Origin of the sequence: Streptomyces sp. N50, assembly GCF_033335955.1 — a bacterium.
Classification (GTDB): domain Bacteria; phylum Actinomycetota; class Actinomycetes; order Streptomycetales; family Streptomycetaceae; genus Streptomyces.
In genome coordinates, this window is record NZ_CP137549.1 from 1084038 (window position 1) to 1099244 (window position 15207).

General features: G+C 70.6%; 13 protein-coding genes. 8 read left to right on the forward strand and 5 right to left on the reverse strand.

Annotated features, from left to right (window positions below; translation table 11 throughout):
- Positions 1-613 precede the first annotated feature (613 nt).
- Positions 614-2569: an amino acid transporter gene (locus R2B38_RS04435; RefSeq protein WP_318015054.1), complete on the forward strand. Its 1956-nt coding sequence runs from the start codon at positions 614-616 to the stop codon at positions 2567-2569.
- Between the two features lie 153 nt (positions 2570-2722).
- A complete protein-coding gene (locus R2B38_RS04440) occupies positions 2723-3244 on the forward strand; it encodes a hypothetical protein (protein ID WP_318015055.1) in 522 nt (173 codons plus the stop codon).
- On the opposite strand, the gene R2B38_RS04445 is transcribed toward R2B38_RS04440, so the two are convergent.
- Entirely contained in the window at positions 3222-3812 is a 591-nt protein-coding gene (locus tag R2B38_RS04445) for a DUF1707 domain-containing protein (protein ID WP_318015056.1), read from the reverse strand. The genes R2B38_RS04440 and R2B38_RS04445 overlap by 23 nt on opposite strands.
- A 98-nt stretch (positions 3813-3910) precedes the next feature.
- On the opposite strand from R2B38_RS04445, the gene R2B38_RS04450 reads away from it, so the two are divergent.
- Positions 3911-4306, forward strand: coding sequence for a molybdopterin-binding protein (locus R2B38_RS04450; protein WP_318015057.1), 396 nt, complete (start codon positions 3911-3913; stop codon positions 4304-4306).
- Between the two features lie 30 nt (positions 4307-4336).
- Here the strand turns inward: R2B38_RS04450 and R2B38_RS04455 are convergent, their stop codons facing one another.
- The 3 genes from R2B38_RS04455 to R2B38_RS04465 form a co-directional block, all read right to left on the reverse strand.
- Positions 4337-5497, reverse strand: a complete 1161-nt coding sequence (locus R2B38_RS04455) for an NAD-dependent formate dehydrogenase (protein ID WP_318015058.1) — start codon at positions 5495-5497, stop codon at positions 4337-4339.
- Positions 5498-5601: 104 nt separating this feature from the next.
- Positions 5602-6534, reverse strand: coding sequence for a LysR family transcriptional regulator (locus R2B38_RS04460; protein ID WP_318015059.1), 933 nt, complete (start codon positions 6532-6534; stop codon positions 5602-5604).
- A 24-nt stretch (positions 6535-6558) separates the two neighbouring features.
- Positions 6559-8040 (reverse strand): helix-turn-helix domain-containing protein, encoded by a 1482-nt coding sequence (locus R2B38_RS04465; RefSeq protein ID WP_318015060.1) that lies wholly within the window; start codon positions 8038-8040, stop codon positions 6559-6561.
- 180 nt (positions 8041-8220) lie between these two features.
- Between R2B38_RS04465 and R2B38_RS04470 the strand changes: the two genes are divergently transcribed.
- Together R2B38_RS04470 and R2B38_RS04475 are read left to right on the forward strand one after the other, a co-directional pair.
- Entirely contained in the window at positions 8221-9042 is an 822-nt protein-coding gene (locus R2B38_RS04470; RefSeq protein WP_318015061.1) for an FAD binding domain-containing protein, read from the forward strand.
- A complete protein-coding gene (locus tag R2B38_RS04475) occupies positions 9039-11780 on the forward strand; it encodes a molybdopterin-dependent oxidoreductase (protein WP_318015062.1) in 2742 nt (913 codons plus the stop codon). The genes R2B38_RS04470 and R2B38_RS04475 overlap by 4 nt, the downstream gene beginning before the upstream one ends.
- On the opposite strand, the gene R2B38_RS04480 is transcribed toward R2B38_RS04475, so the two are convergent.
- Positions 11695-12183 (reverse strand): molybdopterin-dependent oxidoreductase, encoded by a 489-nt coding sequence (locus tag R2B38_RS04480; RefSeq protein ID WP_318015063.1) that lies wholly within the window; start codon positions 12181-12183, stop codon positions 11695-11697. The genes R2B38_RS04475 and R2B38_RS04480 overlap by 86 nt on opposite strands.
- Positions 12184-12402: 219 nt before the next feature.
- Here R2B38_RS04480 and modA point away from each other — a divergent pair, with 219 nt between their 5' ends.
- From modA to R2B38_RS04495, 3 genes are read left to right on the forward strand one after another with little or no spacing between them, the layout of a single operon-like run.
- Complete coding sequence (modA, locus tag R2B38_RS04485; protein WP_318015064.1) at positions 12403-13224, forward strand: molybdate ABC transporter substrate-binding protein; 822 nt, start codon at positions 12403-12405, stop codon at positions 13222-13224.
- A complete protein-coding gene (modB, locus tag R2B38_RS04490; RefSeq protein ID WP_318015065.1) occupies positions 13221-14078 on the forward strand; it encodes a molybdate ABC transporter permease subunit in 858 nt (285 codons plus the stop codon). Before modA ends, modB begins: the two co-directional genes overlap by 4 nt.
- A gap of 34 nt (positions 14079-14112) precedes the next feature.
- Entirely contained in the window at positions 14113-15186 is a 1074-nt protein-coding gene (locus R2B38_RS04495) for an ABC transporter ATP-binding protein (protein WP_318015066.1), read from the forward strand.
- Positions 15187-15207 lie beyond the last annotated feature (21 nt).

Consider the following 15207-nt stretch of genomic DNA (forward strand, 5'->3'; position numbering starts at 1 on the left):
CGAGGGCGCCGGTCTCTCGGGCCTCCGCGCCGTACCGGCCGTGATCGTCATGGCGCCTCCCCCTGCCCGTCCCCCACGTCCGCCAGTCTGGAACCGGACCAGACCGGCAACGACGCGCGTTGACGAAGCCCTGACGCACCCCCGCCCGGGATTGACGGCCCCTTGACGGAGCCGCAACTGCCTCACCAGCCAGGGACGTTCGGCACGAGCGCAGACACCCCCCACATCCAACCCCGCTCCACCGGCACCCCCTAGGGGCGCGGGGAACTGCGCGACCAGCCCCAACGCCCCCGCACCCGCCACACACCAGAACCCCCCGAGCTCCAAGGCGCCGAAACACCACCCACCCCCAAGCCCCCACCCCCGTAACGCTGGGTATCCACCACCCCCGCCCACCCCACCCCACCCCCCATACAGCCCAACGCACCCCCAACCAGCCGCATCCCCCCTTTCCTGATGCGCCCCCACCACCGACCCGTCCAGTCTTAACGCAAGATTGACGCCCACAGCCCCCACATCCATGGGCCCACGCGTCACTCTCCGCTTACGCTGGTGCCGCCGTCCGCGTGATGGCCAGAGACCACACGCTGACCCGCACTCCAGGAGCACGCCGATGGCCACGACCGAACACCCTCCCAGTCGTATGCGCGCCTGGATGCTGGAGGGCCTGGCCGACATGGGCAAGGGCAGCCACCAGGTCGCGCAGACCGCACCGGAACCCCAGCAGCACGTCCACCAGGGCCAACGCTGGTGGCGGGTGATGTGCCTGACCGGCGTCGACTACTTCTCCACCCTCGGCTACCAGCCCGGCATCGCGGCCCTCGCCGCCGGCCTGCTCTCCCCCGTCGCGACGATCGTCCTCGTGATCGTCACCCTGGCCGGCGCCCTCCCCGTGTACCGACGCGTCGCCGAGGAGAGCCCGCACGGCGAGGGCTCCATCGCGATGCTGGAGCGCCTGCTGTCGTTCTGGAAGGGCAAGCTGTTCGTCCTGACCCTGCTCGGGTTCGCGGCGACGGACTTCCTGATCACGATCACCCTGTCGGCGGCGGACGCCTCCACCCACCTGGTGGAGAACCCGCACCTGACGAGCATGCTGCACGACAAGCAGATGCTGATCACACTGATCCTGGTCGCCCTGCTCGGCGCGGTGTTCCTCAAGGGGTTCCTGGAGGCGATCGGCGTCGCCGTGTACCTCGTCGCGGCCTATCTCAGCCTCAACGTCGTCGTCGTGATCGTCGGCATGTGGCACGTGGTCACCCACGGACACGTGGTCACCGACTGGAGCAGCGCGCTGACCACCGAGCACGGCAACGTCTTCGCGATGATCGGCGTCTCCCTGCTGGTCTTCCCCAAGCTCGCGCTCGGCCTCTCCGGCTTCGAGACCGGCGTCGCCGTCATGCCGCACGTCGAGGGCGACCCGGACGACACCCACGACAACCCCAAGGGCCGTATCCGCGACACGAAGAAGCTGCTGACGACCGCCGCGCTCATCATGAGCGTGTTCCTGATCGCCACCAGCTTCATCACCACGGTGCTCATCCCGGAGAAGGAGTTCAAGGCGGGCGGCCAGGCCAACGGCCGCGCGCTCGCCTACCTCGCGCACGAGTACCTGGGCAACGCCTTCGGCACGGTCTACGACCTCTCGACCATCGCCATCCTGTGGTTCGCCGGCGCCTCCGCGATGGCCGGCCTCCTCAACCTGATGCCGCGCTACCTCCCCCGCTACGGCATGGCCCCGCACTGGGCCCGCGCGGTCCGCCCGATGGTGATCGTCTTCACGCTGGTCGCGTTCCTGGTCACCTGGATCTTCGACGCCAGCGTCGACGCCCAGGGCGGCGCCTACGCCACCGGCGTCCTGGTCCTGATGTCCTCCGCCGCGATCGCGGTCACCATCGCGGCCCGCCGCGCCCAGCAGCGCAACTGGACCGTCGTCTTCGGCATCGTCTCCGCGGTCCTCCTCTACGTCACCGTCGTGAACGTCATCGAACGCCCCGACGGCGTGAAGATCGGCGCCTGCTTCATCGCCGGCATCATCCTGGTCTCCCTGCTGTCCCGGCTGGCCCGCGCCTTCGAACTCCGTGTGACGAGCGTGCAGTTGGACTCCATGGCGGAACGATTCATCCGTGACATGGCCAGCCGGAAGATCCGCTTCGTCGCCAACGAGCCCGACCGCCGTGACAAGGCCGAGTACCGGGACAAGATCGAGCAGATCCGCAACGACAACGACATCCCCGGCGAGGACTTCGTCTTCGTCGAGGTGACGGTCCTCGACGCCTCCGAGTTCGAGGCGGGTCTGACGGTGCGGGGCGAGGTGCTGCACGGCCGCTACCGCGTCCTGACCCTGGAGTCGTCCTCCGTCCCGAACGCCCTGGCCGCGCTGATGCTCCACGTCCGCGACTCGACGGGCCGCATCCCGCACATGTACTTCGAGTGGACCGAGGGCAACCCCTTCGCCAACTTCCTCCGCTTCTTCCTCTTCGGCCAGGGCGAGGTGGCCCCGGTCACCCGAGAGGTCCTGCGCGAGGCGGAGCCGGACCGCAACCGGCGGCCGCGCGTACACACGGGCTGACCGGCACACCGCGCCCGCGTATGCACACCGGCGACCGTTCGGGACCGCCCGAGCCGGCCTCACCGTAAGAGGCACGACAAAATCCGGCGCCGGTGTGTAAGAGCCCCGTCAGCGGCCCCCGCGGCGCGCCGTCCTCGGCCTACCGTCGGCCTCATGCGGCGCAGCACCCTCCCACCGGACCCGGCCGGCGACCGCCACTGGCGTGGCGACGCCCGGCTGGCGACGGGCTGCGCGCTCGGCTTCCTCGTCATGACCCTGGTGGTCGACGGGGAAGCCGGAACCCTCACCCTGATCCGGGCCCTGCTGTGGTTCGCCCTGTCGGCGACGCTGTTCGTCGTCCTGCTGCCGCACCGCGTCACCGCGGGCCCCGGCTGGCTCACCGTGGACAGCCCGCTGCTGCGGCGCACGGTGCACACCGACGCGCTGACCGTCGTACGGCAGTACGGCGACGTCTCCGCACGCCTGCTCCTGCGGGACACGTACGGACAATGGCTCGAACTGGACCCCCGTGTCCTGGTCGCCAACCCCCTGCTCTGGCACGAGCTGGACACGGGCATGCGGCGCTCCATGGAACGCGGCACACTGCGCCAGGGCACCGACGTCCGGCGTCACCTGGGCCATCTGATAGACGACGAGACCGCCCGGTCGGTCCTCAGGGCGTCGGGGATTTCCTGACCGCGCGCCGCGTCCGGCGGATCAGGACCTTGCCGAAGCCCAGTTGCCCGGCGATCTCTATCCGCAGCTCGGCCGGAGCCCCCGTGTCACCGGGCCCGCGTGTCTTGAGCTTGGCGTAGTTGAGCACCAGGGAGTCGGTGTCCACCACGATGCCCGGCGGCAACAGCAGCCGTAGCGCACCGAGGTGCATGTCGAGGTCGATGCGGAGCGTCGGCTGGGTGATCACCGCCTGGGTGAAGTCGAGGGTCACATCGCCCAGGCGCGACTGGATCTCCAGCCTGCGCGGCACCACCCAGCCGTCACCGCGCCGCGTGGAGCCGCCGTTCTGCTCGATGCGGGCGACGTCCTTCACCTCGACCGGGGTCGCGCCCGCCACCACCGGCAGGTCGGCCGTCAGGATCGCCAGCTCCCCCAGCGTGCGGGCGGTCAGGGCCGCCTCGACGCGCTCGTCGAGCTCCTCGGCGGTCAGCCTGCCGTCGCCGGCCGCGCCGGTCAGCACGTCCACGACGCGGTCCCGGTCCGCATGCGAGGCCCGCAACCCGGTCGTGCCCGTCAGCTCACCCGACATACCCTCACCCCGATCGACGCCCTGACGCTATATCGCGTTATACCCCAGAGCCAACCCCCCGTCCACCGCCTTGCGTTTCTGGCCCTAGGGTGACGCCTATGCAGTCCTACACAATCGGCCAGGCGGCGCGGCTGCTCGGCGTGAGCCCGGACACCGCGCGCCGGTGGGCGGACGCGGGCCGGGTGACGACCCACCGCGACGAGGGCGGCCGTCGCCTCATCGACGGGGTCGATCTCGCCGCGTTCTCGGTCGAGTTGGCGAAGGCGGGCGGTGTCGAGGAGGACCCCTCCTACACCTCGGTGCGCAACGCGTTCCCCGGCATCGTCACCGCGATCAAGCTCGGCGACGTCGCCGCCCAGGTCGAGATCCAGGCCGGCCCGCACCGCCTGGTCTCCCTGCTGACCCGCGAGGCCGTCGAGGAACTCGGCCTGGAGGTCGGCATGGAGGCCACCGCCCGCGTGAAGTCGACGAACGTGCACATCGACCGGGTGTGAGGCGGGCGGTGACCTCCGTCCGTCACCGCGTCACTTGTTGACCGAGTAGGAGTGCGCACCGGTACCCGCCAACGCGCCCCCGTCCACGATCAGATACTCGTCCCGGATCGGCCGCCCCGCGAAGAACGCCTCCAGGATCTCCCGCGTGCCCGCCGCGTACCGCGCCTGCGCCGACAGCGAGGAACCGGAGATGTGCGGGGTCATCCCGTGGTGCGGCATGGTGCGCCACGGGTGGTCCGCCGGAGCGGGCTGCGGGAACCACACGTCACCGGCGTACCCCGCCAACTGCCCACTGCGCAGGGCCCGGTCGACGGCGTCCCGGTCCACGATCTTCGCCCGCGCGGTGTTGATGAGATACGCCCCGCGCTTCATCTGCGCGAGCAGCTTGTCCCCGAACAGCCCCTCGGTCTCGGGGTGCAGCGGCGCGTTGATGGTGACCACGTCGCAGTGCGGCACCATGTCCTCGGCGCTCTCGTGCCAGGTGAGCCCCAACTCCCGCTCCACGTCCTCGGGAAGCCGGTGCCGGTCGGTGTAGTGCAGCTTGACGTCGAAGGGCGCGAGCCGCCGCAGCACCGCGAGCCCGATCCGCCCGGCGGCGACCGTCCCGACGTGCATGCCTTCGAGGTCGTACGAACGGGCCACGCAGTCCGCGATGTTCCAGCCGCCGTCGAGCACGACCTGGTGGGACGGCAGGTAGTTGCGCACGAGGGACAGCGTCATCATCACGACGTGTTCGGCGACGCTGATGCTGTTGCAGTACGTCACCTCGGCGACCGTCACGCCGTGCGAGATCGCCGAGTCGAGGTCGACGTGGTCGGAACCGATGCCGGCGGTGACCGCGAGCTTGAGGTTCTTGGCGGCGGCGATCCGCTCCGCGGTGAGGTACGCGGGCCAGAACGGCTGCGAGATCACGATGTCGGCGTCGACCAGTTCCCGGTCGAAGACCGAGCCCTCGCCGTCCTTGTCGGAGGTGACGACAAGGGTGTGCCCGGCCGCCTCCAGGTAGGCGCGCAGGCCGAGTTCACCGGAGACGCTGCCGAGGAGGTGCCCCGGGGTGAAGTCGACGGCCTCGGGGGTGGGGGTGGTCTGGCCGCCCGGGTAGTGGTCGATCACCGGCAGGTCGTCGCGGGCGTACGAGGTCGGGTATCCGTCGATCGGGTCGTCGTACAGGACACAGAGAACCTTGGCCATGTCGCGGCTCCTCAACTCCGTTGTCGGAAGGTGCACTTCACGATCCTCGGGGTCGATCGCCCTGGTCAAAGCGAACGTTGCTATGTCCAGATAGCCCGCTCCTATCAGCTGCCGCCACCCAGGTACGTGTGCAGCAGCTCGTCGAGCGCGTCCCGCACACCCGCCTCCCTGGCCACCTTCAACAGCGCCTCCGCCAGCACCGATCGGGGCTCACTGCGGGCGACGACCAGTCCGACCCGGGGACCGTGCGCGGGCCCTTTCAGCGGTACGACCCTCATCCCCTCCGGTACGTCGAACATGTGCAGCCACGCATGCGAGATCACGCTGGACCAACGGCCCCCGGGCAGCAGGGTGTAGAGCCCGGCGACGCTGTCCGACTCGATCGCCGGGGAGGCCGTCGCGCCCTCGGCGGCGAAGCACTCGTCGATGATCCGGCGGTTGCGCATCCGCGAGTTGAGCAGGCAGAGGGGAAGCGTGGCCGCCTGGGCCCAACTGGCCTTGGAGACACCGGCGAGTGGCCCGTCGACGGGCGTGAGGAGGACGTACCGCTCCTCGTAGAGCGGGAGGCGGCGGACGTTGCGGAGCGTGTCGTCGTCCAGGTACGTCATCGCCGCGTCCAGCTCGAACTCGGCGAGCCCCTGGGTGATGCCGACGGACGACAGCGACTCCAGGGCGACCCGGGCCCGGGGATGCCGTAGGCAGAACGGGGTGGTGAGGAGGGAGGCGGCGGGCAGCGCGGTCGGCACCACACCCAGCCTCAGCGTGCCGGTCAGTCCACCCCGCAGCGCCGACAACTCCTGGTGCAGAGCGTCCCGTTCGGCCAGGATGCGGTGCGCCCAGGCCAGCACCACCTCGCCCTCCGGTGTCAGCCCCTCGTACCGTCTGCCGCGCCGCACGATCGGCACGTCCAACTCGTGCTCCAGGCGCCGGATCGCGGCCGACAGCGAGGGCTGCGAGACATAGCAGGCGGCCGCCGCACGCGCGAAGTGCCGTTCACGGGCGAGCGCGACGAGATACTCCAGCTGACGCAGCAACATGCCCAACCTCCCCTGACGCGCAGGTTAGGCGCTGCCCGTCCGGCACAACAGGGCCGCCCACAGGTCGAGGCGGTCGTAGAGGCGGGAGAGGTCGCGGCCGGTGAAGTGCTCGATGCGGCCGATGCGGTAGTGCACGGAGTTGACGTGCAGATGCAGCGCCTCCGCCGTCCGCGCCCAGGAACCGTCACAGGCCAGGAACGTCTCCAGCGTCTCCAACAGCACGGCGTTGGACCGCAGTTCACCGAGCACGGTCCGGCTGTAGGCGGTACGGACCTCGGCCGGAACACCGGTGAGCAGCGCGTCGAGCCCCGTGAGCGTCGCGGCATCGGTGAGCGCGGAGCCGCCCGCCGCAGCGGTGCTCCGCGCCGAGGCGAGCGCGTAACGCGCCTCCGCCAACGCCCCGTTGAGCGCCTGAGCGGTGTCGACTGGGGCCCCGGTCCCGCCGTAGAGCGGCACACCGTTCTCGGCGGCGGCGACGAGCGGCCAGACGTCCTGCAACGCCCCGACCTCCACCCCGCCCACGACCGCGAAGGCCGTACCGTCCGCCAGCCGCCCGACAGCGCCCTGCCCCACATGCGCGACGACTTCCGCCAACGCCCCCTCCGCCAGCCCCGCCCGCCGCGCCCCGGTCTCCGCGACAAGCACCCGGTACGGCCCGTCGTCTGGCAACCCACAAGCCCGTAGCGCAGCCACGACAGCCGCACCATCGGCACCCGGCACCGCGAGCAACGCCCCCAACTCATCGGCCGTCTGCCGCTCTTCGGCCCGCGCCCGCACCCGCGCCTCCTGGCAGCGCCCCAGCACCGAGGCCAGCTCATGAACCATGCGCGGCGGCGCGTCGTCGGGGTCGGGAAGGTAGAGATGCCACCGCTCGTACGGCGAGACCCCGTCCGCGTCGACGGGCACGGCCTCCCCCAGCAGTCCGGCCGCCTTCTCCACCGGTATCGCGGAGGCCACCGGCGTCGCCGCGACCGTCCGCCCGGAGGGCGTGAGGACATATGCCACGGCGCGCTCAAGATGCGCGAAGGCGGTCGTCACGATCGCCTCCGGCCCCGCACCCTGCGCGGCCATCCGACTCAGCCGCCCCCGCACGTTCTCCGGCAACGTGTGCCGACGGCTCAACTCGCCCCACCGACCGAGGTACACGGTGTCGGTGATCGCGCGGAACATGATGTGCGCCGGTACGGCGGCCACCGGCACCCCGTGCCGCACACAGGCCTCGACGAGATCGTCCGGCACCGAACCGTGCGTCTCCTCCCCCGCGAGCAGCGCGGCGGCCCCCGCACCACGCAACGCGGACACGAACCGCTCGGCCCGCCCGGGCCCGTCCTCGGCCGACCACCACACGAGCCCACTCAGCACGACCTCGTCCCGCCGCACGAAACGGGCGGGGTCCTCCAGGTCGGTCACGGTCACTCCGCTGATCTCCCGGGCCAGCTGGGCGTCCTCGGCCCACAGCAGGCGCAGGCCGAGGGACTCGTCCTGAAGAAGGTGTTCGACGTGCATGGTTCCGGCTCCTCGCATCTCGCATTCGCCAGGTGAATGCGAGTGATTGCATGGTAAGTGCAAGACCAATCGCCCGAAACGCCTCTTGGTCGATCCTCCAGGATCGCGCCCGGGAACATCGGCGTTTCCGTGCTGTGAACCAGTCGTCCCGACCGCCTCCGCGTTGCTTCACTGGCGGTCATGGACCTGAACACGGTGGCCGAGATCCTCGACGCCCGGCAGCCGACACCCTGGCGGCCGGGCGACGCCTGGCTCGGCGGCGGCACGTATCTCTTCTCCGAGCCGCAACCGCACCTGCGCCGCCTGGTGGACCTGAGCCGCACCGGCTGGACTCCCGTCGAGCTCCATCCGGACGGCTCCCTGGAGCTCGCCGCGACCTGCACGATCGCCCAACTCTCCCGCTTCGCGAAGGAGTTGACGACCACGGCGGCCCCGCTCTTCGAGCAGTGCTGCCGCGCCTTCCTCGCCTCCTTCAAGATCTGGAACATGGCGACGGTCGGCGGCAACCTCTGCAACGCCCTCCCCGCGGGCCCGATGATCTCCCTGACGGCCGCCCTGGACGCCGAGTGCCTCCTCCTGTCCCAGGACGGCCTACGACGCCGGGTCCGCGTCGCCGACTTCGTGACCGGCGCGGGCCGCAAGGACCTCGCCGACGGCGAACTCCTCCGCTCGATCACGGTCCCGGCCCGCGCACTGACCTGCCGTACGGCCTTCCGCCAGGCGTCCCTCTACGGCCTCGGCCGCTCCGGAGTCCTGGTCATCGGCGCCCTGGACCCGCTCGACGGCTCACTCGCGCTCACGATCACCGCGTCGACGGTCCGCCCGTTCCGCCTGTGGTTCCCGCTGCCCCCGACGGCCGAGGAACTGCGCACCGCGATCGCCTCCGCCGTAGCGGACGACGAGTGGTTCGACGACATCCACGGGCTGCCGGAATGGCGGGCGCACATGACGTTCCACTACGCGGAGGAGATCCGCCGGGAGTTGGGAGAGACGGCAGCATGAAGATCGACGTCAACGGCCGGTCCTTCGCCGAGGAACCCCGCCCGGGTCAGTGTCTGCGCACCTACCTCCGCGAACGCGGCTGGTTCGGCGTGAAGAAGGGCTGCGACGCGGGCGACTGCGGCGCCTGCACGGTCCACGTGGACGGCGAGCCCGTACACAGCTGCCTCTACCCGGCGTTCCGCGCCGACGGCCGATCCGTCACGACAGTCGAGGGGTTGGCCGCCGAGGACGGTGAACTCCACCCGGTACAACGGAAGTTCCTGGACGCGCAGGGCTTCCAGTGCGGCTTCTGCACGGCCGGCTTCCTGATGACGACGGCCGCCCTGAACGAGGACCAACTCACCGACCTCCCCAGGGCGTTCAAGGGCAACCTCTGCCGCTGCACCGGCTACCGCGCCATCGAGGACGCGGTACGAGGCGTCTGCCACGCCGAGGCACCGGGCGCGGGCGAGGCGGTGGGCCGCAACCTCCCGGCCCCCGCCGGACCCCAAGTGGTCACCGGCACCGCCCGCTACACCTTCGACATCGACGTCCCCGGCCTGCTCCACATGAAGCTCCTCCGCTCACCGCACGCCCATGCCCGCATCACCGCGATCGACACCACAGCGGCCCTCCAAGTCCCAGGCGTCCAGGCCGTGTTCACCCACTACGACGCCCCGGAACGCCACTTCTCCACGGCCCGCCACGAACACCCCACGGAGGACCCGGACGACACCCGCGTCCTCGACGACACCGTCCGCTACATCGGCCAACGCGTCGCCGCCGTGGTCGCCGACAGCGAGGCCGCCGCCGAGGAGGGCTGCCGCCGCGTCGAGGTGACGTACGAGATCCTGCCGGCGGTCCTCGACCCGGAGGAGGCGATGAGTCCCGGTGCCCCGGTCGTCCACGACAAGGACGCCGCCACGGCCCGCATCTCACGCCCGCAGAACAACGTGGTCGGCGAGGCACACGGCGAGATCGGCAGCGTCGAGGCGGGCTTCGCCGAGGCCGACGCCGTCTACGAGGACACCTACCGCACCCAGCGCGTCCAGCACGCGAGCCTGGAGACGCACGGCGCGGTCGCGTGGTTCGACGAGGACAACAGGCTTACCGTACGCACCAGTTCACAGACCCCGTTCCTCACCCGCCGCGCCCTCTGCGCGCTCTACGACCTCCCCGAGGAACAGGTCCGGGTCGTCGCCGGCCGGGTAGGCGGCGGCTTCGGCGGCAAGCAGGAGATGCTCGTCGAGGACATCGTCGCCCTCGCGGTCCTGCGCCTGCGCCGCCCGGTGAAACTGGAGTACACCCGCGCCGAACAGTTCTACGGCGCGACCACCCGCCACCCCTTCACGATCAACGTGAAGGCAGGCGCCCGCCGCGACGGCCAACTCACCGCACTCCAACTACGAGTTGTCTCCAACACCGGCGCCTACGGCAACCACGGCCCCGCCGTCATGTTCCACAGCGTCGGCGAGTCGATGGCCGTCTACCGCGCCCCGCACAAAAAGGTCGACGCCTTCTCCGTCTACACGCACACCGTCCCGGCGGGCGCCTTCCGGGGCTACGGCCTCGGCCAGGTGATGTTCGCCGTGGAGTCGGCACTCGACGAGCTGGCCCGCCAACTCGACCTGGACCCGCTGGAGTTCAAGGCGAGGAACATCATCGGCCCCGGCGAACCGATGCTCTCCCCCGGCGGCGAGGAGGAGGACCTGCACATCGCGAGCTACGGCCTCGACCAGTGCCTCGCCATCGTCCGCCGCGCGCAGACGGAGCCAGTGACCCAACTCCCCCCGGACGGCTGGCTGGTGGGCGAGGGCACGGCTCTGGCAATGATCGCTACCGGCCCGCCCGGCGGCCACATCGCCGACGCGAAAGCGAGCCTCCTCCCCGACGGCGGCTTCGATCTCGCCGTGGGCACAGCGGAGTTCGGCAACGGCACGACCACGGTCCACCGCCAGATAGCGGCCGGTGAACTCGCCACCACCGTCGACCGCATCACCGTCCGCCAGTCCGACACCGACGTCGTACCGCACGACACGGGCGCCTTCGCCTCCACGGGCACGGTGGTCGCGGGCAAGGCCACCCTCCGCGCCTCCCGCGCCCTCGCCGACCAGCTGCTGGACTTCGCCGCCGCCCACCTCCAACTCCCGCGCGCCGACTGCGCGTTGGCCGAGGAAGCCGTACTGCACCCGGGCGGCCGTCTCACCCTGAAGGAACTGCACGCGGCGGGTGCGGCGGTCGGGGTGGAGTTCAGCGCCGACGGGCACTTCGGCGGGACGCCCCGCTCGGTGGCCTTCAACGCGCAGTGGTTCAGGGTCGCCGTCGACCCTGACACGGGCGAGATCCGCATCCTGCGCAGTGTGCACGCGGCCGACGCGGGCAAGGTGATGAACCCGATGCAGTGCCGGGGACAGGTCGAGGGCGGCGTCGCCCAAGCGCTCGGCGCGACGCTCTTCGAGAACGTACGGATCGACGGGCAAGGTGCCGTGGAGACGGCCGCGTTCCGCCGCTACCGGCTCCCGCAGTACGCGGACGTGCCGCGCACCGAGGTGCACTTCATGGAAACGGCGGACGCCATCGGCCCGTTGGGCGCCAAGTCGATGAGCGAGAGCCCCTTCAACCCGGTCGCGCCCGCCTTCGCCAACGCGCTGCGCGACGCGACGGGCGTCCGCTTCACCGAACTTCCGCTGACCCGAGACCGGGTGTGGCGGGCACTGGATGACTCATCCCGTACCCCCCGTCCACCCGTATCGCCCTGATCCCACTGATGTGCCGAGCCCCGCAACGGTCCTGCGGAAGCACCAGTTGCGGTCCCGCACGGTCCAGCGGGGTGTCATCGATGCTCACGGCGAGCAGAACAGGGGCATGAGCGAAGTCGGGGTCGATCTCGGCCCAGGACAGCAGCGCGTGGTGCCCGTCCGCACCGCTGACCGCGATGAGGAAACGCAGTCGGTCCTTGCGGCGGACGGGGTCGAAGCCGGGGCCGGCCGAGGACAGGACGTCGTAGAGACGAGGGCCTGCGAAGCGGTGCACCTGGGTGCCGCTGGTGGCGCACTCGAAGCTGACCCGGACCTGGTGCAGCGGCCAGCCGGACAGGTCGGGCACGGTCAGCCGGGTGGGCCGGGCGAGGTCCCCCGTCAGGTCGAGCTGCGCGAGCGTCACGAGCCATCACCTCCCGGAATGTGGTACCCGGACGGCACTCCCGTACAAACGCACATGCGCACCCCACAAGCGAACAGTGCAGCTCATGCGATGCGACAGGAGACTTATGCCTTGCAAATGCGGCAGTATCATCGCGGCACGGCCGTTGCGGTCGTCCCAGGGCGCGACAACACCTTTCATGAGCCCCTTTCATGAAGAGACCAGAGGAGTAGAACCGTGATGACCCGTTCCGCGCGTCGGACCCGCCGGACCCTGCAGGTGGCCGGTGCGGGAGCAGCCGCGCTGCTGGCCCTGAGCGCCTGCTCCTCCAGCGACGACTCGTCCTCCTCGAAGTCCAACTCCTCGGCGTCCGCGTCCCCGAAGATGTCCGGCACCGTCACCGTCTTCGCCGCCGCCTCGCTCCAGGAGTCGTTCACGACCCTGGGCAAGGAGTTCGAGAAGGCGAACCCGGGCACCAAGGTCACCTTCAGCTTCGGCGGCAGCGACTCCCTCGCCGCGAGCATCACCGGCGGCGCCCCGGCCGACGTGTTCGCGGCCGCGAGCCCGAAGACCATGGCGATCGTGACGGACAAGGGCGACGGCGTCGGCACACCGGCCACGTTCGTCCGCAACCAGCTGGAGATCGCCACCCTGCCGGGCAACCCCGACAAGGTGACCTCCCTCAAGGACCTCACCAAGTCCAGCCTCAAGGTCGTGCTCTGCGACAAGACGGTGCCGTGCGGCGCGGCGGCCCAAAAGGCGCTCACCGCAAGCAAGTTGAAGCTCACCCCGGTGTCGTACGAGGCGGACGTCAAGAGCGCACTGACGAAGGTGGAGCTGAAGGAGGCCGACGCCGCGGTCGTCTACAAGACCGATGTGCACGCGGCCGGCAGCAAGGTGCAGGGCGTGGAGTTCCCCGAGTCCGCCGACGCCATCAACGACTACCCGATCGTCCTCCTGAAGAACGCGCCCAACGCCGTCGCCGCCAAGGCGTTCATCGCGCTGGTGCAGTCCACCGAGGGCCAGAAGGTGCTGTCCGCGGCGGGCTTCCTCAAGCCGTGACCCAGCCCGACACCTCCGACGCCGCGGCCGAGACCCTCAAGGGCGGTCCGCGGCGTCGCCGTGTCCGGATGACCGGCCGCGGGGTGCCGCTCCCCCTCCTGATCCCCGCACTGGTGGGGCTGGCGTTCCTGCTCCTCCCCCTGATCGCCTTGCTGGTACGGGCCCCGTGGCGTTCCCTCCCGTCCCAGCTGACGAGCACAGAGGTCTGGCAGGCGCTCCAGCTCTCCCTGTTCAGCGCGACCGCGGCGACGGTCGTGAGCCTGGTCCTGGGCGTCCCGCTGGCCTGGGTGCTGGCCCGCACGGAGTTCCCCGGCCGCGGCTTCCTCCGCGCCCTGGTGACACTCCCGCTGGTGCTGCCCCCGGTGGTGGGCGGTGTGGCACTGCTCCTCGCCCTCGGCCGCAACGGTGTCGTAGGCCAGTGGCTGGACTCCTGGTTCGGCATCACGCTCCCCTTCACGACAACGGGTGTCGTAGTGGCGGAGGCCTTCGTCGCGATGCCGTTCCTGGTCATCAGCGTCGAGGGCACCCTGCGCGCCGCGGACCCGCGCTACGAGGAGGCGGCCCAAACCCTCGGCGCCTCCCGCTTCACCGCGTTCCGCCGGGTCACGCTCCCCCTGATCGCCCCGGGTATCGCGGCGGGCGCGGTCCTCGCCTGGGCCCGTGCCCTGGGCGAGTTCGGCGCGACGATCACCTTCGCCGGCAACTTCCCCGGCCGCACCCAAACCATGCCGCTCGCGGTCTACTTGGCCCTCCAGAACGACCCGGAAGCGGCCATCGCCCTGAGCCTGGTCCTCCTCGCCGTGTCGATCGCGGTCCTGGCGGGCCTACGGGACCGCTGGATGACGGCATCATGACGACACCACCGCAACGATGTTGGACGATCCCCTCATGACCGACACCGCCGACGCCGAACTCACCGGCACCCAGGGCCTCGACGCCCACCTCGTCGTGGACCGCGGCACGTTCCGCCTGGACGTAGAGCTGACCGCCGCCCCCGGAGACGTCGTAGCCCTGCTGGGCCCGAACGGCGCCGGCAAGACCACAGCACTCCGCGCCCTGGCCGGCCTGGTCCGCCTGACGGATGGTCATCTACGGCTGGACGGCACGGAGTTGGACCGCACACCACCGGAGTCCCGCCCGGTAGGGGTCGTCTTCCAGGACTACCTCCTGTTCCCCCACCTGACCGCGCTGGACAACGTCGGCTTCGGCCCACGCTGCCAGGGAGCGACGAAGGCGGAGTCCCGTGCCATCGCCACCGAGTGGCTGGACCGCATGGGCCTCGCCGAGCACGCGGCCGCCAAGCCCCGCAGACTCTCCGGCGGCCAGGCCCAACGCGTAGCCGTGGCAAGGGCGTTGGCGACCCGCCCACGCCTGCTCCTCCTCGATGAACCCCTGGCAGCCCTGGACGCCCGCACCCGCCTCGACGTAAGGGCCCAACTCCGCCGCCACCTGGCCGAGTTCGAGGCGGTGGCGGTGCTGGTCACCCACGACCCCCTGGACGCCATGGTGTTGGCCGACCGCCTGGTGGTGATCGAGCAGGGCACGATCGTCCAGGAGGGCACCCCCGCGGACATCGCCCGCCACCCGCGCACGGACTACATCGCCCAACTGGTGGGCCTCAACCTCTACAAGGGCCGGGCAGACGGCCACACGGTGACCCTGGACACAGGCCCCACGATCACGACTACGGAGGACCTCCAGGGCGAGGTGTTCGTAGCGTTCCCACCGAGCGCGGTAACTCTCTTCCGGGACCGCCCGGTTGGCGCCAGCGCCCGCAACCTCTGGCACTGCGAGGTAGCGGGCCTGGAATCCCACGGCGACCAGATCCGGGTGGACCTGACCGGCGAACTCCCCCTGACCGCCGACCTAACGACGGTCGCGGCGGCCGAACTGGACCTACACCAGGGCGCATCGATCTGGGCAACGGTAAAGGCAACCCAGACCCACGCGTATCCGGCCTGAACTAGAGAAGCACGGCTCAGC